Consider the following 20364-nt stretch of genomic DNA (forward strand, 5'->3'; position numbering starts at 1 on the left):
ATGGAATGTCTCAATTGCTTGAAGTGAAATCATTGTACAAATCCTTCACCATCCATCATCTTGCCAACAATATTCAGGCACTGAACGACATCAGTTTTACGTTGGATGAGGGAAAATTCATCGGAATCGTCGGCAAGAGCGGTAGCGGTAAGTCTACTATTTTAAAGTTGATTTATCGAACATATTTGCCGGAGCGCGGAGAAGTTATTTACAACTCCGAACGTTTTGGAAGCATTGATTTAATGAAAGCCAGCGAAAGAGAAATGATCTATTTACGCCAATATGAAATTGGTTATGTTTCGCAGTTTTTAAGTGTCATGCCGAGAACGACAGCCCGTGAAATTGTTGAACAATCCGTTCTGGAAATGGGTAAATCGCTTGATACGGCAAAAGTGACAGCAGAGGAAGCCCTTGCCCATTTCGATTTAGACCCGGAGCTGTGGGATAACTACCCTGTGACTTTTTCGGGAGGGGAGAAACTGCGGCTCAACATCGCCAGCGCCATTGTCAAAAAACCACGCCTGTTATTGTTGGATGAACCTACTGCCAGCTTGGATAATGACTCGAAGGTAAAGGTTCGGGAAGTCCTTGAAAAGCTAAAAAAAGAGGGAACGACACTAATTGGTATTTTTCATGACTTGGAGTTTATGGAAGGACTATGCGACAAAGTCTATGACTTTCACAAAGGAAAATGTGTGGAGGGAATAAAAGTATGAAGGCCGATTTGCATGTGCATTCCGACTTTTCCGATGGATCGAATACAGTGGAAGAAATAATGGAATTGGCTGCCGAAAGAGGCATTACACATATCAGTCTTACCGACCATGATACAGTTAGCGGAATTGAGCATGCCCAAAAGGTCGGTAAGCATCGGGGGATTACAGTGATCCCAGGGATTGAAATTTCTGCTTATGATTTTAAGAGAGAGCGCAAGGTGCATATATTGGGCTATGCCTTTTGTAAAAGCGCCCACCATATCCAAATGCTTTGTAACCCTCTTCTTCAGAGGCGGCATGCGAATTCTCTATGGCAAATTGAGCAGCTTCAAAAAAATGGGATAGACATAGAGGTTCAGGAAGTGATGAGGCGCGCGGCCGAAGGCGGAATCATTTATAAGCAGCATATTATGTCTTGTTTAACGGATGATCACTTTACAACCCCGGCATATCAACAGTTGTACAAACAGCTTTTCAAAGGCGAGGGCATATGTGCAAGGGATATCATCTACGTCGATGCAATTGATGCTGTTCAAGCGATTAAAAAAGATGGTGGCTATGCCGTTTTGGCTCATCCGGGCCAACTGGATTCATTTGACATGGTTGAAGAACTTGTACAGCATGGGCTGGATGGCATTGAAAGAAATCATTACGATCACTCCGAACAGGACAAGAGCAGAACAGAAGCCTATGCCAAGAAGTTTGATCTGTTCATGACGGGCGGAAGTGACTATCATGGCAGCTTTGGTGCTCCGATCCAACTCGGGGAATTTGATAGCCCTACAGAAGCAGTTTATTCAATTATCTAGATATTGTAAAAACTACTTAAGAAATATGTAAAACACCTCTTTAAGCCGGCGGGATATGTTTGAATAGTAAGTAAAAGAAGTCCATCTGTATCAGTGGGGTGAAATCATAACGAAAAAAGAAGCAAAAATACTCCAAACGAGTAATAAGAACTATTTTTTTAAAAGGAGACAGTGATGAAAAAATCATTCTTACCATTAGTAATGTTAATCGTCATTTCTGTATTTCTGGGAGCTTGTTCGAACACGAAGAAATCTGCTAGTTCAGAAGAAATTACAATGGTATGGTATCCAAATGAATCTGGAAATGATTTAAAAGCGGCTCGTGATGAGATTGGTAAAGTGATAGAAGAGGCAACAGGAAAAAAAGTAACCCATAAATTGACAACGGACTATGCGGTAGCCATTGAGACGATTGCCAATGGCAACGCCCAAATGGCATTTATGGGTGCACAAGGATATATCGAAGCAAAGAATAAAAGCGAAGACATTGAACCCGTTGTCGTGCCAAGTGGCGCATCGGGAACGTTGGAGGATGCGGTTTACCATAGCTGGCTGGCTGTCAGAGCTGAAGATGCGGAGAAGCACAAGGAGAACGGCGAATTTACTATAGATAAAATCGTTGATTCCAAATTCTCTTTCGTGTCCAATAGCTCAACATCTGGATTTAAAGTACCTTCCAACAGTATCGTTACTCATTTCTCTAAACAAGATCAATGGAAAGACTTGACTCCGGAAGATTTAATGGAGGGCGGAAAATTCTTTAAAGAAGTGCTATATGGCGATTCGCACCAGGGTTCAGCTGTAAATCTGTTAAGCAAACGCGCTGATGTCGCGGCGTTTTGTGATACATGTGTTGGAAATTATGTAGAAGTAGCGGACGGTGAAGAAAATACTGCAGGGTCAACTTATAAAGTAAGAGATGACGCCGCTGAGCCTTTTAATACATTGACTGGCGAGGAGTTTACTTTAATTAGCGTGACTCCGGTATTAAACGCGCCTTTCGTAGCCAATGCATCCACTTTAAGTGAAGAAGATTTCAAAAAGATCCAGGAAAGCCTCGCTTCGGATGAAGTGGCAAATAATGAAACAATCTTTGTTCCGGAGGATTCAGAACAAGCAGGGTTATTCAAGAAAACAGACAAGGAGCGTTTTGTAGTTACGGATGATGCCTGGTTTGATCCAATTCGTGAACTGGCAAAATAGCAGATACAGTTGCAAAGGAGCGTATTTCTCAAACTTCCATACGCTCTTTTGTTTGAGTAAAAACGAGTGAGGAGTAATATAGATGCCGCTTTTAGAAGTGAAAAATATCTCTAAACAGTATGAACAGGATAAAAAGGTGCTGGAGGAAGTCAACTTTAACATCGAAAGTGGAGAGTTTGTATCTATTATCGGACCTTCAGGGGCCGGTAAATCGACATTGCTTCGCTGCCTCAATCGCTTGGTGGATATTTCAAACGGGAAAATTATTTTTCAGAATGTCGATGTCATGAATTTATCTAAACGAGACTTGCGTAAACATCGAACGCAAATTGGCATGATATTCCAGCATTATAATTTGGTGTCTCGTTTGACTGTCATCGAAAATGTACTGCATGGCAGATTAGGCTATAAGACCAATATTCAAGGCATTTTAAAGCGATATTCAGAGACGGAAAAAGAGGAAGCATTTACCCTGTTGGAAAAACTGGGCATGATGGAGCATGTGTACAAAAGATGCGATCAATTAAGTGGCGGGCAAAAGCAACGGGTCGGTATTGCCCGGGCATTGATACAGCATCCGCAAATACTGCTTTGTGACGAACCGATTGCCTCATTGGATCCGAATGCTTCCAAAGTAATTATGGATCATTTACAAAATATATCCCGAAGCATGAATATTACGTGTATCGTTAATTTACATCAGGTGGATGTGGCGAAACGGTATTCAGACCGCATTATCGGGTTAAACGGCGGCAAGATCGTATACGATGGTCCGGCAGAAGGGCTGACACCGGATATCATTCATAGTATTTACGGATCTGAGGCTGGCGACCTGATTATGGAATAGGGGGAAAACAATGAATATCGATGTGCTTAGAAAAAAGAATCGCCAATTAACGCTTCTCATACTCGTTCTTATTGGAATGACACTCCTATCAGCCAATATAACCAACTTTAAATTTATGCATAGCCTCTTATCTGTCTCTGAGGCTTTTAAATGGATTGCATCGAATCTTATGATAACGGGTGAATCGTTGCAAAAGCTGCCCTCCATCCTGGATAAGTTGCTGGAAACCATCATCTTATCCATCATTTCCACTACTACAGCAAGTGTCTTTGCCTTATTGCTTGCCATTCTGGGATCACAAGCAACGAGAGTGAATATGTTTTTTAGTACGTTAAGCCGCTTTATCGCCTCTGTATTTCGTAATGTACCGATTGTTGCTTGGGCCTTAATTTTATTGCTATCATTCGGACAAAATGCCCTTACCGGTTATTTTGCTTTGTTTTTAACAACATTGGGATTTTTAACACGTGCATTTACTGAAACGATTGATGAAACGAGCAACAGTTCCGTAGAAGCCCTTAAAGCAACAGGGGCTACTTATTTCCAAGTAGTGCACAATGCCGTAATCCCCGAATGCGCTCCACAAATCGTCAGTTGGATTTTGTTTATGATCGAAACGAATATTCGCAGCTCGACATTGATCGGAATTTTAACGGGAACAGGAATTGGTTTTTCCTTCGATTTATATTACAAGAGCATGGATTATAACATGGTAAGTCTGATTACCATGAGTATTGTCGTTGTTGTCATTGGAATAGAGCTAATCTCAAACTATGTAAGGAGGGTGATTTTATAATGATTACGGCCAAAAGCAGCCCGGCCTTGGAATTGAGGACAACCCATTCAGGTAAAATAAAGATCACGAACTGGAATAAATCAAAGATTGTCATGACAGCAACGTTTGTGAGCTTGGCGCTTCTAACCGTTTATGGGTTTTTTGCGCTTGATTATAAAGATATTCATTTTGCGCAGGCGACAATTGATACGCTAAACAATTTAAAACTGGTATTTCTGCAACCTTCCCTCAATAATTTTTCTTTGGGAGAGGCTTTATATCAAATAACCTTGACAGTCGGTCTGGGGTTTTTAGCTACGATAGCAGGTGCTGTATTATCTTTGTTTATTGCCTTATTTGCCGCCAGAAATCTCTCGCCAAAACCGATCGCCAATACAATCATTGTGATTGTGGCTTTTATCCGGGCTGTTCCTACAGTATTATGGGTACTTATTTTTGCGATTGCCGCGGGGCTGGGCAGCGAAGCAGCCGTCTTGGGCATGCTGTTCCATACCGTTGCCTTCTTGGTTAAGGCGTTCGCAGAGTCATTTGAGGAGCTGGATGACGGTGTTATTGAGGCTTTGCGTGCTTCCGGGGCAAGCTGGTGGCATGTTGTGACAAACGCTGTACTGCCTTCTGCGGCTACATCCCTGTTATCTTGGACATTCCTGCGGTTTGAGACAAACTTTACCGTAGCGGTTGCCATGGGAGCGGCGGCAGGTGCCGGAGGAATCGGTTTTGAATTGTTTATGGCGTCAAGCTTTTATTTTGACGTGCGGGAAGTCGGCTTTATTACGTACGCCATCCTTCTTGTCGCTGTGCTGTTGGAATTGACGTCTACTCGATTAAAGAAGCGCTATTTAATGAAAGAAGCTGTTCGATGATCGCAGAGCATCTCTACACATGATAAGTGATGGTTGTGTGTTTTTAATGATCGTAGATATACTTCCAGCTTTCAAAATTCTTAGGGACGATGAATAACACGCTGAGAAGAAGTCAGCCTGCAATACTACACTCTTGCAGGTTATTGGCTGTCCTATTTGATAGCACTACGTTTTAAATGAAGGGGGGAAGTCTAAGGGCCGAAAAATGGCTATTAGATCTCCCCTTCTTTTGCTGATCCATTCGACTATTCATATGAAGAGATACGAAAGCAATAACCATTGCTCCGTGCAAACCAAGGTAATCTCATCAAGGGCGATTGGCCGTTCCGTCTCTGGATTGTTGCGGAAAATTGGAAAGGTATACATGAAATCGGATGGATGACTACTTGAAATCTCCACTGCTATCAGAGGGAATCCTAACGATTTGATTTTAACCGCTTGCTTGATTCCAGCGGCTTTTTGACAACAGGAATGGTAAACAAGAAAGTCCATGAGCTTGATGTTTCATCCATTCTGCGCGTTAGAAAAACAAACAATGGGTTTTTTACGAACACAGCGATTTTATGCGACTGGTTATTTTAAAAATAGGAGGTAAGGTTTATGACACCGTTTAACCGGGAATGAAACAATGAAAAAGCAGGACAAATAACTAAAAAATCAGAATAAATGGTCGTGAAGGAGAAAAACCTCATCATATAAGAAAAAAAGAAAAATAAGAGAATGTGTCTAGTTATTTTCCACCTTCAAACAATTTACCAAAAAAAGGATAAATAAAGAGAGAATAGTAATGCTTCATAGAATGATTTTATTACTTTTGTTATATGTAAATGTTCATTGATAGGTACTTGTAAATGTATAAGCGTTTTTGATGGCGAATGAGGGCGCATTGACCTGCTGTACGGAAAGATGTTATTAACTATTATAGTAGGAAACTTTTTTTCTAACTTGATATTAAAGGAGTCACGAGGGAGAAAATGCTGGAATCGAAAAGAAAAGCGATTATATTTTTTTCTATATCCTTATTGCTGGCAATAACAGCAGGTATGCTCATATTAAAAAAAGTCCAAGCCCTAAATACAAATTTAGGAACAATGGTTCAAGTTGTGACTGCGAACCAAGACATTCCATCCAGAACTTTAATACGGCCTGAGGACATAACGTTTGAAGAGATTCCTCAAAAATATTTAAAAGATTACCATATTACTAACACCGAAAAATTGGTAAATAAAGTGTCTATGGTTCCTTTATCAAAGGGAGATATTATTACAGGCAATATGCTCAAACAAACTTCTTCCGTAGTTGAAGAGAATAACCGTCTCATTTCCGTCATGAGATCGGACAGAATTATTTTTGATGAACAGTTGGAAGCGTTGGATCGCGTTGATATTATTGTTTCCCATCGTTTCGATTCCAAAGAACAAACGACCTATTTTATGAAAGATGTAAAAGTTGCCCGCGTTTCGAAGGAAAAAAATAAATTTAAAGGTGTCCAGTTGGAAATTCCTACTGAACAGGCGCCACAACTGATACATATGCAAAATTATGCGGACAGCGTTCGAATCGTAAAGGCAAATGTGGGAAAACCGGGGGAAGGTCGAGATAAGGCCAAAGCAGCGCCGGAACAGCCAGCACCGGAAACACCAGCGGCGGAGCAACCAACTCCAGAAAAAAAGTAAAAACACCTGAAAGAAAATGGGGAAAAATAGCGCGAAAACGAAATAAAATGAGAGCAGAAGGCAAACCCAAAAGAAACAGCCTAATTGAATATCGCTGTTGATCGGCACGGAATGAAGAAAGCCGTGATTATAGTTGGAGGTAACCATGAATACGAGTAAAGCCATAGTAATAGTTGGTGAACAAAATGAACTTTACCAATCGATTGAACAAAGACTAGATTCGTACGAGCTGCAGTTAATCCATCCCAATCAAATTCAGTCTCAGTTTCAACAAGTCGGTCTGGCTATTTTAATAAAAAACGAATCAGCCTCACCGCTGGATATAATACCTCAATTGCTGGAAGAAAATCCACATATGGCGATTTTATACATCCACGACAGTCAAGACTTTCTTTTGCTTCGTGATGTTATCCGGCTGGGCGCAATTGACTATATTGTACTGCCGGATGAAATCCACGTGCTGGAAAATCGTATTCGGGAACTGAGCATAAGGGAAGAAACCATGGCGGAAACAGCTTCTACCAGCGGTTTCAAGAGAGGAACCGGGCAAATTTTCGCCTTTTACAGCGGAAAGGGCGGTTCTGGCAAGACATTTCTCAGCACCACTTTTGCCCAAACCTTAAAATTGGAATCTACAGCCCAGGTACTGCTTATAGATTTGAATTTACATTTTGGCGGGGCAGAGACTTTTCTGGGGATGGATAGCGAAAGGTCCATCATCGACTTAAAACCAGTCATAAAAGAAATTAACGAAAACCATATTCGAAATATCGCAGAAGGTGAACCTTCCTCCAAATTGGAGATGCTGATCAGTCCCCGTGATGCAGAATTGGCGGAAAGTGTTGACGGCGAATTTATCACCCGGCTCCTTCGAGCCTGCCGAAGAACATATGATTTCATTATTATTGATCTGCCGTCAACGATTGATGAATCGACATACGCGGCTCTCGTAGAGGCGGATCGCATCTATTATCCGATTACGATGGACACCCCATCTATCCGCCTATTAAAAAGCGTAGAAGATCTCTTTCAGCGGCTCGGCATTGCAACCGAAGACCGTTTCGAGTTTGTCATCAATAAAAAAGGCAGAGAGAATGAATTGACAAAGAAAGATTTGGAGAGATTTGTCTCCTACCCTGTCGCCGCAGAAATTAGAAGAGATATCAAAGGTGTTCAGGCAGCAATCAACAAAGGGAATCCTATTCGCACCCAGCCAAAAGAGAAGAAGATGATTTTGGCGGCAAAAGATATACATAAATGGGTACATTCCATGCTTAAATAAAACAGTAGTTTCAAAGAGTGAGGATAACACTAGGAGGTGCCGTCATTGTCGCTCTTTCGGAAAAAATTCGATCCAGTCAAAATTGAAGAGCTTGTTGAGGATCACCTTCATTTGTCTAAATCCAATCCGTTTATTGATGAATTGGTAGAGCACTATAAATTGCGCCTGTTGGCAGAAACGAATCTGGAACATTTGATCAGCTTAAGCGAAGGGGAAAGAAGGCTGACGATCGAACGGCTGATCAACCAGTTTATGGCCGAAGAAAAAGTCATCATTCCCCGAAGCGATAAAGATATTCTGCTATCACGCATTATTGATGAAAGTGTCGGATTCGGACCTTTGGAGTCCTTATTAAACGACGAAAGCATCACAGAAATTCTTGTGAATGGCCCTAATGAAGTCTTTATAGAAAAAAAAGGAAGATTAGAGCGGTCAAATATCACATTTAAGGATGAAGCACATATTCGTCACATCGTTGACAGGGTGATCGCCCCCCTTGGGAGACGGCTTGACGAAAGTTCGCCAATGGTGGATGCACGCTTGCCGGACGGCAGCCGTGTCAATGCGGTTATCCCTCCCATCAGCTTGAACGGGACGCTCATTTCAATCAGGAAGTTCAGAAAAACCCCATTTGAAATGGAGGATTTGATTTCCTTTGATTCTTTAAATGAGGAAATGGCCCGCTTTATTGAAGCACTTGTAGAGGTGAAAATGAATGTGCTGATCTCCGGAGGAACGGGAAGCGGGAAAACAACACTCCTAAATGCGGTGGCAAAAGCCATTCCGGGTTATGAACGTGTTATCACCATAGAGGATTCAGCGGAACTTCGCCTGAACCGTTCAAGTGTGGTCGGCATGGAAGCCCGCCCTGCCAACGTAGAAGGAAAAGGGGAGGTCACCATCAGGCAATTGGTACGAAACGCCTTGCGGATGAGACCCGATCGTATCATTGTCGGTGAAGTCCGCGGAGCAGAGGCTTTCGATATGCTTCAGGCAATGAATACGGGACATGAAGGATCATTGACAACCGTGCACGCCAACACGCCGGCGGATGCCATACGCCGAGTGGAAGGGATGGTGGTGATGGCCGGGATGGATTTGCCGCCCCATATCGTCAGGGAATATATTGTCGGAGCTCTTGACTATATTTTTCAGGCAGAAAGATTAAGTGATGGCTCGAGAAAAATTGTGAATATCGCGGAAGTTTATGTCGATGATCAAAATCGGATTAAAGTCCAGGATATTTTTCGTTTTAATAAAACCGGCATTGATTCTAAAGGAAAAGTAGAGGGGCATTTTACAGCAACAGGCGTCATCCCAAGATGCCTGGAACAAATGAACGTGCAAGGCATCCATATAGATCCTGCGGTTTTTGAAGCAAAAGGAGGAGCAGCCCATGAATCTAAGCATTCCTATTTTGTATAGCTTATCTGTTTTGCTCCTGTTGTTTTCCGGTTATTATTTCCTTGGTTATCGATCCCAAAAAAAAGAGTGGTACAAAAAAGTCCGCAGCTGGTTTCCCGAGGAACAAAGAAAAAGCTTTATCAGCGTATGGGGCGACCGCTACGATCAATCTAGAGGCGCGGAAAAGATCAGTGGCAAGCTCCAAAATGCGAATTTAAAAATTCTTCCTTCAGAATACATAGGAATCCACATCTTGGGCTTTCTTGTTTTCACGGTATTATTTTTAAACATTTTCAACATGCCTCCTATTGTAAGCATATTGATTGCCATAGGTTTGCTGATCGTTTCACATTATACATTATTTTATCTCAGAAAAAATAAATACGAAGAAAGATTCAATGAACAGCTTGGCGATGTTTGCAGAATGCTTGGAAACGCTGCCCGCTCCGGCCTGACGATCAGCCAAGGAATTGACTTGGTAGCGAAGGAAATTCCGGAACCGGCGGGAACAGAGTTTAAACGGATATCCCATGAATTGAAGCTTGGGGTATCACTGGAAAGTGCTTTAAAATCAACACAAAAAAAGAATAAATCAAGAGACTTTCAATTGTTTATTGCGACGTTGCTCATTCAAAAGAAAACAGGCGGAAACTTGGCTTTGACGCTGGAAACGATGGCCAATACGCTGGAGGAAAGAAAAGTTCTCACCCAGGTGATCAAGACGATGACATCGGAGCAAAAGTATATTTCCTATATTGTCCCGGCATTGCCGATCTTTCTTTTGCTCGTGATGAATAACATCATCGAAGGTTTTATTGAACCGCTATGGACAGCCCCGGGCTTGGTCATTTTGACTTTGTTTTTACTGGGAATTGCCCTTTCTTTTTTCCTGATCCGCAAAATTACAAATATTAGGGTGTAACACATGGATGCATTAATCATTTTATGCGTAATCCTTTTCTGGCTGACAATCATACTGACAATGAGCCATTTATCCGCTTATATCAAACAAAAACGTCTGCTGATTGACCACGTTTCCGAGGTCACCCATACAGATGCGTTCAGCAAGAAAAAGATGAAAAAAAGCAGTCGGGCAACCATCGTCCAGAAAGTATTAAGATATGCAGATGAATTTTCCGATCTGGGAGAAAGGATCAATTTTTTCAGTGAAAATGAAGATGTTGCCGTTTGGCTGAAAAAATCCGGGAATGTATATCAGTTGTCCGTTCAACAATTTCAAGGGATAAAAATATTCCTGATGGTGGTTGGCTTTTTTGTGGGAGTGCTATCTTTCATTATCGGGCTTCCTTTTTCCCAATATGGCTTGATCTTCCTTCCGCTTGCCGGCTACTTCACGCCGATTATCATCGTGCGGACACAAGCGAAGCAAAGGCAGGAAGCCCTGCGGCTTGATTTGCCGGATTTTCTCGATACGATCAGCACAAGTCTCCAGGCAGGAGTCAGTTTAGACCAAGCATTAAAGGAGGTGATTCGCTTCTTTGACGGACCTCTGAGGGAAGAATTTTCCCGTTTCCTTTATGAAATTAATTTAGGGGTGCCGCGCGATACAGCTTATCGGAATTTATTGGAAAGAAATGACAATCGGGAATTTCAAGGCCTCATTAAAGGTTTGATTCAAGGAGAAAGATTAGGTGTGCCAATAGCGACAACATTTAAAATCCAGGCGGAAGCCCTGCGTCAAATCCGTGAGGAGCAAATCAAGGAATTGGCGGCAAAAGCCTCGCCGAAAGTCACAATGGTGACCACTTTTGTAGTGGCGCCAGTATCCATTTTAATGATTGCCGGGTTGATGGTCTTGAACTTGATTTTTGGAGACAATAGCATTTTTAATTTATTAAATTAATAGTAGGAGAGATCAATATGAAAAAATTAACTGCATTATATGTAAAAAGCGTCAACAAAATGAATGGGTTCGTTCAAAATGAAAGAGGCTCGCAGACCCTTGAGTGGATTGGTATTGCCGCAGTTGTCGTCATCGCTGTCGGTGTTATTTCAACAGCTTTTTCGGGCGGGGATTTTGGTAACACGGTAAAGGATAAATTTGTAGAGTTTATTGATAAAATTGGATAAAAATTCAGATCGAGGGAGGTAACACAATGAAAAAATACGCATTCAGTTTGCTTTTTACCTTCCTTGTTCTTGCCGGCTGCAATGCCCAACAAGATGTGGACTCCAACAAGGATGATGTCAAGAAAGAACCAGTCCAAGAGGAAGCAAAAGATAAAGGATCTGAAAGAGAAAAAGATGGCAAACAAGCGGATAATGAAGAACAGCAGGAATCTTTTTTCTCCGACTTACAAGAAATACCGAAAAATGCAAACGATCTGATTAACCAGCCGGCAGGTCCGTTCGGAGACCGGGTTTTGGACTTGAATGAGGACAAGGAGAAAATCATCGAGGCCATAAAAGATATGCCTGCCTTGCCTAAAGAGGCGACGGAAGAGGATTATGACAAGTATTTTCGTTATGTATATGGCCAAGTGGCCAGCGACTTTCCCGATCCGCAAGATATAATGAGCAAGTGGGAATTTGCCATGTCCGGCAATCCTGATCTTCCAGATGAAAAATATCAATTCAAAGAAAACTATAATATTGAAGTCATTCTTGATTCGAGCGGCAGCATGGCAAATGTCATCAATGGAAAAACGATGATGGACCTTGCCAAAGAGACGATTACGGATTTTCTTTCAAGTGCTCCGGCAGAGGCGAATGTATCCTTGCGTGTGTATGGTCATAAAGGGAGCGGTTCAGATGGGGACAAGAAAATGTCTTGCTCCAGTATTGAGCAACTATATGGTTATGAAACCTATAATGAATCAACGTTTCAAGAAGCCTTGAAAACTCTTAAACCGAGCGGATGGACACCGATCTCAGGTGCTTTGAAGCAGGCGAGGGAAGCGATGGAAGCTTTTGATCCGAAAACAACTACCAACTTAATTTATTTGGTGAGTGATGGGGTTGAAACTTGCGACGGGGACCCTGTACAAGAGGCCAAGGCATTAAGCGATTCCGGTATTTCTCCCATTATCAATATTATCGGGTTTAATGTGGACTCGGACGCCCAGAAGCAGTTGAAAGAGATGGCAAGAATTGCTGACGGCACTTACACAACCGTCAACAATGGGGAGGAATTACAGGAAGAATTCAAACGTGCTGATGAAGTTTTGGAAAGATGGGAAGAGTGGAAGAAAGATTCCATTAGGGATGTTGACCATCAAAGAGTGGAACAGAGTTTTGAGATTATCGGGTTTTCTAATAATTGGGGAAGCAAAACGAGACAGCAGTTTCTGAATCTCAATAAGGTTCTAACAATCATGAAAGATGAAGGAAAGATCGATGTTCATCAGAAAGATGAATTAAGAAATAGAAATAAAGAGGTAGACGCACTGGCGAATCAGATACAGGATGAGATCAGAGATGAGTTGGACCAATTAAATGTGGAGAAAGCGGAAGAAATTAAAAAGCAAATAAATGAAAAATACCAATCGAATACAACCACTGAATAGACAGCCTTGGGTAATAAAGAGAGGAATCAAATATGAGGAACCCGAAAATATTAAATAGAACTGCTGCACTGATCGCGCTGTTTTTCATTTTGTTTCAATCGTTTGCGCTGCCAGTTGCAGCAGTCGCTCCTTGGACTGGCGATCCTTGGAAGGGTGACACTTGGGAAGGCGATACCTGGGAAGGTGATTCTTGGGAAGGTGATTCTTGGGAGGGTGACACCTGGGAAGGCGACACTTGGGAAGGCGACACCTGGGAAGGAAAGTCTTGGAACCAGGGACCCGGAGAAGGAGTCAGCGACTGGAACGGATCAGAATTTAACGGGAATCCGTGGAATGCCCCTGGCTATAACGGGAATCCGTGGAATGCGCCCGGCTATAACGGGAATCCGTGGAATGCGCCCGGCTATAACGGGAATCCGTGGAATGCCCCCGGCTATAACGGGAACCCATGGAATGCCCCCGGCTATAACGGGAACCCGTGGAATGCCCCTGGCTATAACGGGAACCCGTGGAATGCCCCCGGCTATAACGGGAATCCGTGGAATGCTCCCGGCTATAACGGGAACCCATGGAATACCCCCGGCTATAATGGATCCCCGTGGAACGCTCCTGGAAATTCCGGTGGAGGAGCCTCAACCAACAGTCCCACTGCTTACGATGTAACCAAATATATAGCCAACGATGTCGTGGGCGGTCAAGTTAGTATGATAGGATCCTATACGAGTGGCGGAAGCGGTGGTTTTGGCGCTGCCGGCGGTTATATGACCGGGATGCTATTAAATGGCGTAAAAATGGGCATGGGGGAGAGGATCCCGTGGTACGTAAACGCTGCTTCTGATGCCAAAGATTTTTATGATAAAGGGAAAGGCGTCTACGACGCGGGTAGTACACTTCACCAACTTCGCACGGGTGGAAGTTTTGGCTCGACAGTTGCAAGAGGGGCATCCACCACCGCCCCTGCGATAGGAGCTGTTTCTAAACTGTCAGCAGTGGGCGCGGGAATCAGCGCCGGATTCTCTGCCGTTGACACAGCAATAAATACAAAGAAGGCAATTGATGTATGGAATAGCAATGCCAGTGGTGCCGAAAAAACAGCCGCCACTGCAGATGCTACGGCAAGTTTTGGGGAAACGCTTTTTAATGCCGGTATGGTATCATCCGCCATTCCGGGCGGCCAAGCCGTCGGTGCCGGTTTAATGGTTGCCGGTGGAGTTGTTTGGGGAGCATCCAAAGTAACGAAATTCTTTGCGGATGGCACTGCCAAAAAGGCATGGAACAAGACCAAAGACGTTGCCAAGAATACTTGGAACAAGTTCAAAGGCTTGTTTGGCAAATAATGATTGCGTGTTGTAGGGACAGCCTTGTCTGACGCTAAACATTCATCCATATTTGTTTATGAGTGCCAATCATTTACGTTTTCAGATGAGAAGGTTGGGATACAGATGGAGCATAAAAAGTTAATGAAGGAAGCCGCACGCTATAAAAAATGGTTTGAAGGTTATACCTTAAACCCTTTTGCTTATGACATAAACGGCAGAAAATATCATTATGTTCTTTATCATGGAAACAAGACGAGTGACTTTAAAGGGTACGCCATCATATCACTTGATGGCGGCCCCAAAAGTGAGTACAGGGAGGCCATTTTTCCGCTCAAAATGATGTCGGCTGCTTCCGCCAATATTTTTGAGGTAGTCGGTCCGCGAAGCAAAGTGTTGCCCGAATACTTTAAAGGTGTTATTGACACAGTAGAAACCTATTTTTCAGATGACCCCACAATGCGGGAAGGAAATCAGCTTCTTAAGGAAATAATGGACCTGCAAGTCCGCTTCAACAGTATTTATCATGAATATGAGAGTTACTATGATCATCATATATTAGTGAAAAGAGAGATTACGGATCAGGATATTGATGACACGTTCACTGTTTTAGCAAAACTCGATCTCCTGCAATTCAAACAGGGGCTAATGCTGGAAAAACTGGACAATCAATTTTCGGATTTCTTTCAAAAGATCATGAAAGAAAGAAAAGTACTGTCTAATCAAAGCCGACAATTTATAAAAGGGATGCAGTCCAGCAAAGATAGCTTAGAACAAGGGTTGGCGGGGTTCACTTATGAGCGGGATATAATGCATCTTCCGGAAGCAGAGCAAATCGAGAAAAAGAAAGAATACATGATAAAAGCCGCTGAAAAATTCATACAAGACAGGGAAAAACACTTGAGAGGGCCCGCCGCCTTATAGTCGACACCTTACAGAAGAAGTTTTATCATGAATAAGCTGATTTCGTAAACAGTGAGGAACAAGATTTTACCCCGCATGTAAGGTGCCATATACACCACATCAAGACCTGAGTTGATACAAAAGGTCTAAGTGGGGAGAAAAAAAGCACCTAAATGGCCGATTCGTTCAACTAACATTCAGAAGGAGAGGGAAGAAAACTCCTACTGAATGAAGTTTCACTTTATAAGATGAAAAAGAAAACACAAACAAGAATTCAAGAAACAGGGCAATATAACAAGTGGATTTTCGGGACAATAGCCGAAACTTCATTTGAGTGGTGAAAGAGAAATTTGATAAAACAGTGAGCGTAATGATTACATATTGTAGCAACAGCCTAGCCTGATACTAAACATTTATCCATCATTTGTTGATGAGTGCCCGCCATTTATGCTTTGAGATGAGAGGGTTGGGATACAGATGGAGCATAAAAAGTTAATGAAGGAAGCGGCACGCTATAAAAAATGGTTTGAACGTTATAGCTTAAACCCTTTTGCTTATGACATAAACGGAAGAAAGTATCATTACGTTATTTATCATGGAAGCAAGACGAGTGACTTTAAAGGGTACGCCATCATATCACTTGATGGCGGCCCAAAAAGTGAGTACAGGGAGGCCATTTTCCCACTCAAATTGATGTCTGCTGCTGGCCACAATATTTTTAATTTGGCCGGCCCGCGAAGCAAAGTGTTGCCCGAATACTTTAAAGGTGTTATTGACACAGTAGAAACCTATTTTTCAGATGACCCCACAATGCGGGAAGGAAATCAGCTTCTTAAGGAAATAATGGACCTGCAAGTCCGCTTCAACAGTATTTATCATGAATATGAGAGTTACTATGATCATCATATATTAGTGAAAAGAGAGATTACGGATCAGGATATTGATGACACGTTCACTGTTTTAGCAAAACTCGATCTCCTGCAATTCAGACAAGGGCTTATACTGGAAAAACTGGACAATCAATTTTCGGAGTTCTTCCAAAAAATCATGAAAGAAAAAAAAGTATTTTCTACTGAAAGCCGACAATTTATAAAAGGGATGCAGTCCGGCAAAGATAGCTTTGAGCAGGGGATGGCCGAGTTCACATATGAGCGGGATATAATGCATCTTTCGGAAGAAGAGCAAATCGAGATAAAAAAAGAACGCATTATAAAGAACGCTGAAAAATTAATACAAGACAGGGAAAAGCTGTTGAGAGGTCCGGCGGCTTTATGAATGAATCCTGGAGAGTAAGGAGTTTTATATCATGAATAAGCCAATACCATATGCTTTTTCATTATTTGTCGGCAAGTATGAAAAATTTTTGTTGATTGCTTTTTTAGTGCAGGTTCCGATATTGCTCCTGCATTCATTTACAACCAATTACGTTCATGCAGTGACACCGACAAACGGTTCCATTTTTTCAGTTGCGGATATTTACTATGCCTACATTACAATGCTTCTATTAATCTATGCGATGGTTCCTTTTATCAAGTATACAGTTAATGAATATGAAGGAAGAGAGAATCCATTAAAAAATGCTTTCTATACATTTGCGGCACAGGGCTTCCATATCTTTCTGTTTTCGGCTGTTATTTCACTACTGACAGTATTGGGTTTTATTCTTTTTATTATTCCCGGGTTCGTCATATTGGCGGCATTTATTTCGGCTCCCATTATCGCAATCATGGATGGAAAGTCTGTATGGAAAAGCACGAAGGAAAGCTTTCAAATTTTTAAGAAGCATTCTTGGAAAATCATTTTGTTTATTTTCCTGATTAGCATATTGGAGTTTATCATAGGGATCGTATTAAATTTTCTTCTCTTATCAATAACGGATTCTTACGCAGCGGTGGTCATTACGCAAATCTTTTTAAATACGATCTTTTTTCCGGTGTTTGTCGTTATTTTAACCAGCTTGGTCATCAAATGGCGTGAAGGATTAAACTCTCTTGAAGTCAAAAATGAGGCGGTCATTTAAATGGAGGGGCTCACACATGATGAAGTGGATAAAAAAGTTAAAAGATGAAAAAGGCTCTGCCACCATAGAGTTTTTGGGAATCATGCCTTTTATGTTGCTTATTGCGGTCATTATATGGCAATTGGTTGTGACCATCCACGGCGTTGTGCTCATCCAATCTGCGGCGAATGAGGCGGGAAAGGTTTATTCCATTACGAAAGATAAAAGTGAAGCGGCTTCGGCGGCTCGGGATATTATTTCAACGGGCAGCGGTTATCTTACATTTCAAAGCGCGCCGATAAGTGGAGATCAGAATTATACGGCAGAGGTCAACGCGAAAATTCGGTTTGTGTTTCTTCCCAAAAAATATTTTGGTACAACCTCCTATCCTTTCTCTTCCACCGCAAAAGGCAGGGTTATTGAATGAAACAAATATGGAGCAAAAGGTTGAACAATGAACGAGGCAATGCGGCCATATTCATGATCGGCATTTTATCGGTTATGATGATCATGTTTGTTTTTGTGTTAAATTTATCCAAGGTATTGGCCGTAAAAGAGCAGGCAAACACGACTGCCCAACAGGCGAGCCTGGCGGCGACTGCCGTTTTATATGAACAAATTTGGGATTCAATTGATGCCTATGAAGATGACTTGAACAAAAAGCTGCTTGAGGGTTTAGATCCTGAATCGGAGACGACCATCAGTGAATTGTATCCGAAAACGATTGCCGAAAGAGTAGATGAAGAGACTGTAAAAATCCAATCAGCCAAACCCGAACTCAGTCAAAATGAAGCAAGAAGAAAAGCGATGAATCAAGTGATTTCAGATGAAATTAAGAATGGAAAATGGGGAGATATGTTACGGGATCAATTAGATGATGATTTGCGTTTTCACATTATACCCGCTATGAAAGCCGCGGCAAAAGATACAATCCATGAAAATAACGGAAATACGAGCGAAGCGGAAATTCGCATTTTTGAAAAAGAAAGAATCTATGTAAAAGCATCGAACAATGTGGAATCCACAGCTTATGGCGACTATCTCAAAGGAATCAAAAAGAAATTATTCCAAGAGTCAGCCGGACCCAAGATTGATTTTGTCAAGTTTTTATCGATTCGAGGAACCCATTCCCTGGATGAATAAAATGGAAAGTGGGTATGCGTGACATGACAAAGGAAAAGAAGTGGCGCAGAATATATCTGTTTATCATGATTTTTGTATACGGAATTTATACTCCTGTTACCGTCATCGAGTGGGTTGCAGGAGACGGTAAATTCCCGCTTACGGTAATCATTGCATGCCTGGCAATACCTTTCATAAGAAAGAATCATCTAATGAAGCTCAGAGAATAGTCGATCGTTTACCGAGCAGAGATAAATTTTCAAAAGTAATACAAAGCAGAAGGAGAAAATGACTTGGTTCTTTCTGCTTTTTTTACATGTTGGATCGTAAACAGGTCAGAAGTTCCATTTGGAAATGCAATGAAAATCAATGGCGGATGGTGTTTCATCAGGGAACTCTTCTTGCACAAAGATGATCACAGAGCTGTGCTTTTTTGGGGAAAAATTCAAATGAAGGAAAAGGAAATACTCTTTCACTTAGTAGGGGCCTATCGAGCCAAAAGAAATACTCTCCAAATGAGTAGTTATACGATCGAGGAAAAGAAAATATCCTCCAATTTGGAAATTGTGCTTTTTACAACATGAATCATTCTCATTTACATATACCCCGATAGGGTATATAATGTCGAAGAAAGGAGCTGGTATAGGAAATGAAACAATTCCATGTAGGAATCTTGATCTTCGACGATGTTGATGCCATGGACTTCGTTGGTCCATATGAAGTTTTTAATTTATCTACCAATAAAGAAAGTGATGTACCCAAGTTATTTTTAAATCAATTGCCCCTAAAGGAAAAGCCGTTCCTTGTAAATACTGTTTCGGTAGATGGCGAGCCAATAACGGTTCATAATGGCTTAAAAGTGCAGCCTGATTTCAGTTTTGATACAGCGCCCGGCTTTGATGTGATTGTTGTCCCGGGAGGGCCATATCGTGGCATCAAAAATGTATCTGGCCATGCAAGCATTATCGACTGGATCACGCAACAGTCAAAAAAGAGTTTGATTGTTTCTGTATGTACCGGGGCTTTTCTTTTAGCGAAGGCAGGATTGTTGAATGGAAAAAAAGCCACAACGAATCAAGCGGCGTTACATCTCTTGCAAAAGTCTTATCCTGAAATCGAGGTCATTCGAGACGTCAAATACATAGATCAAGGAGACATCGTGACATCGGCCGGCATATCATCCGGGATTGACATGTCCCTTTACATAGTTGAAAGACTTCTCGACGAAGAAGCGGCTATTCGAACGGCAAACACGATTGAATATCATTAGGAATATCTGAATATGCGGCTTTGTTGAACGAGAATGGCTTGAAGGATTGTGGAAAGTCACAAATACTATGATTATAAAACTATTAATTGGTTTGTATTTCCCAAGTTCGGATCGTATCAGTATCCCGTGCTGTCTTTAAAGACTGCATGGGTGCTTTCTCCTTCTGCATTTGGCTTCCGCACGCCCTGTCCTTTCTCCCCCTGCATGTGGCATGCGCACGCGTCCCTGTCCTTTCGTTTTTTTTCTTGCGTATTCACTTCCCGTATTTACCTCCCCGTGCTCAAAACATATTTAAGCGACGCTTTTTCCGGTAAGTTTGATGATTGCCTGTCCCCCAATGTATTGCTACAACTGTAGCAGTTTTGAACACTTCACTCGCTTTTTCATCCTCATTTTGTTTATTAATGTCTTATTCTTTAAAAACATCAAAAGTTTTTGCGCCATTTGCTATATGAAGAGATATACATTTGCCCTCATTTGTGAGTTTGGCGAGCTATCTATAATGGTCCTTAAAGCAGATGGCGAGCGCATTGTTAATCCGACTGCGGTCACACATGATGCGAGGCCACTAATAACTGGAAGCCGCCGCATGCTCGTATTTTCGTGAGGGATACAGTAAAAAAGATAAACG

The 20364-nt window shown here is 41.9% G+C and carries 20 protein-coding genes; all 20 read left to right on the top strand.

Annotated features, from left to right (window positions below; genetic code table 11):
* Positions 1 to 5 precede the first annotated feature (5 nt).
* Positions 6 to 716, top strand: coding sequence for an ATP-binding cassette domain-containing protein (locus NST31_RS13570; protein WP_077113640.1), 711 nt, complete (start codon positions 6 to 8; stop codon positions 714 to 716).
* Positions 713 to 1525 (top strand): PHP domain-containing protein, encoded by an 813-nt coding sequence (locus NST31_RS13575; RefSeq protein ID WP_077113641.1) that lies wholly within the window; start codon positions 713 to 715, stop codon positions 1523 to 1525. The genes NST31_RS13570 and NST31_RS13575 overlap by 4 nt, the downstream gene beginning before the upstream one ends.
* 174 nt (positions 1526 to 1699) lie before the next feature.
* On the top strand, positions 1700 to 2728 hold the full coding sequence (locus tag NST31_RS13580; protein ID WP_077113642.1) for a PhnD/SsuA/transferrin family substrate-binding protein: 1029 nt from the start codon (positions 1700 to 1702) through the stop codon (positions 2726 to 2728).
* Between the two features lie 82 nt (positions 2729 to 2810).
* The gene (phnC, locus tag NST31_RS13585) at positions 2811 to 3575 is read left to right on the top strand and encodes a phosphonate ABC transporter ATP-binding protein (RefSeq protein WP_077113643.1); all 765 of its coding nucleotides are present in this window, start codon (positions 2811 to 2813) and stop codon (positions 3573 to 3575) included.
* A 10-nt stretch (positions 3576 to 3585) separates the two neighbouring features.
* Positions 3586 to 4371, top strand: a complete 786-nt coding sequence (locus tag NST31_RS13590; protein ID WP_339161270.1) for an ABC transporter permease subunit — start codon at positions 3586 to 3588, stop codon at positions 4369 to 4371.
* Entirely contained in the window at positions 4371 to 5234 is an 864-nt protein-coding gene (locus tag NST31_RS13595; RefSeq protein ID WP_077113645.1) for an ABC transporter permease subunit, read from the top strand. The genes NST31_RS13590 and NST31_RS13595 overlap by 1 nt, the downstream gene beginning before the upstream one ends.
* 974 nt (positions 5235 to 6208) lie before the next feature.
* Positions 6209 to 6910, top strand: a complete 702-nt coding sequence (locus NST31_RS13600) for an SAF domain-containing protein (protein WP_339161274.1) — start codon at positions 6209 to 6211, stop codon at positions 6908 to 6910.
* A gap of 145 nt (positions 6911 to 7055) precedes the next feature.
* On the top strand, positions 7056 to 8192 hold the full coding sequence (locus tag NST31_RS13605) for an AAA family ATPase (RefSeq protein ID WP_339161277.1): 1137 nt from the start codon (positions 7056 to 7058) through the stop codon (positions 8190 to 8192).
* Positions 8193 to 8273: 81 nt separating this feature from the next.
* Positions 8274 to 9617, top strand: coding sequence for a CpaF family protein (locus NST31_RS13610; RefSeq protein WP_339165560.1), 1344 nt, complete (start codon positions 8274 to 8276; stop codon positions 9615 to 9617).
* Entirely contained in the window at positions 9589 to 10518 is a 930-nt protein-coding gene (locus NST31_RS13615; RefSeq protein ID WP_077113648.1) for a type II secretion system F family protein, read from the top strand. Before NST31_RS13610 ends, NST31_RS13615 begins: the two co-directional genes overlap by 29 nt.
* Positions 10519 to 10521: 3 nt before the next feature.
* Positions 10522 to 11460 carry a type II secretion system F family protein gene (locus tag NST31_RS13620; protein WP_077113649.1) on the top strand — a complete coding sequence of 313 codons (939 nt, stop codon included), beginning with the start codon at positions 10522 to 10524 and terminating at the stop codon, positions 11458 to 11460.
* Positions 11461 to 11477: 17 nt separating this feature from the next.
* On the top strand, positions 11478 to 11687 hold the full coding sequence (locus tag NST31_RS13625) for a hypothetical protein (protein WP_339161282.1): 210 nt from the start codon (positions 11478 to 11480) through the stop codon (positions 11685 to 11687).
* A 26-nt stretch (positions 11688 to 11713) separates the two neighbouring features.
* Positions 11714 to 13123: a VWA domain-containing protein gene (locus NST31_RS13630; RefSeq protein ID WP_339161284.1), complete on the top strand. Its 1410-nt coding sequence runs from the start codon at positions 11714 to 11716 to the stop codon at positions 13121 to 13123.
* A 32-nt stretch (positions 13124 to 13155) separates the two neighbouring features.
* A complete protein-coding gene (locus NST31_RS13635; protein WP_339161287.1) occupies positions 13156 to 14460 on the top strand; it encodes a hypothetical protein in 1305 nt (434 codons plus the stop codon).
* A gap of 105 nt (positions 14461 to 14565) precedes the next feature.
* Positions 14566 to 15363: a hypothetical protein gene (locus NST31_RS13640; RefSeq protein WP_077113653.1), complete on the top strand. Its 798-nt coding sequence runs from the start codon at positions 14566 to 14568 to the stop codon at positions 15361 to 15363.
* A 456-nt stretch (positions 15364 to 15819) separates the two neighbouring features.
* On the top strand, positions 15820 to 16617 hold the full coding sequence (locus tag NST31_RS13645) for a hypothetical protein (protein WP_339161291.1): 798 nt from the start codon (positions 15820 to 15822) through the stop codon (positions 16615 to 16617).
* Positions 16618 to 16648: 31 nt separating this feature from the next.
* Complete coding sequence (locus NST31_RS13650; protein WP_077113656.1) at positions 16649 to 17362, top strand: hypothetical protein; 714 nt, start codon at positions 16649 to 16651, stop codon at positions 17360 to 17362.
* A gap of 16 nt (positions 17363 to 17378) precedes the next feature.
* A complete protein-coding gene (locus NST31_RS13655; protein WP_339161294.1) occupies positions 17379 to 17768 on the top strand; it encodes a TadE family protein in 390 nt (129 codons plus the stop codon).
* The gene (locus tag NST31_RS13660) at positions 17765 to 18484 is read left to right on the top strand and encodes a Tad domain-containing protein (RefSeq protein WP_077113657.1); all 720 of its coding nucleotides are present in this window, start codon (positions 17765 to 17767) and stop codon (positions 18482 to 18484) included. Before NST31_RS13655 ends, NST31_RS13660 begins: the two co-directional genes overlap by 4 nt.
* A 628-nt stretch (positions 18485 to 19112) precedes the next feature.
* Positions 19113 to 19733: a DJ-1/PfpI family protein gene (locus NST31_RS13665; protein WP_077113660.1), complete on the top strand. Its 621-nt coding sequence runs from the start codon at positions 19113 to 19115 to the stop codon at positions 19731 to 19733.
* Positions 19734 to 20364: the final 631 nt, after the last annotated feature.

Source organism: Siminovitchia sp. FSL W7-1587, from assembly GCF_037963795.1.
Classification (GTDB): domain Bacteria; phylum Bacillota; class Bacilli; order Bacillales; family Bacillaceae_C; genus Siminovitchia; species Siminovitchia thermophila.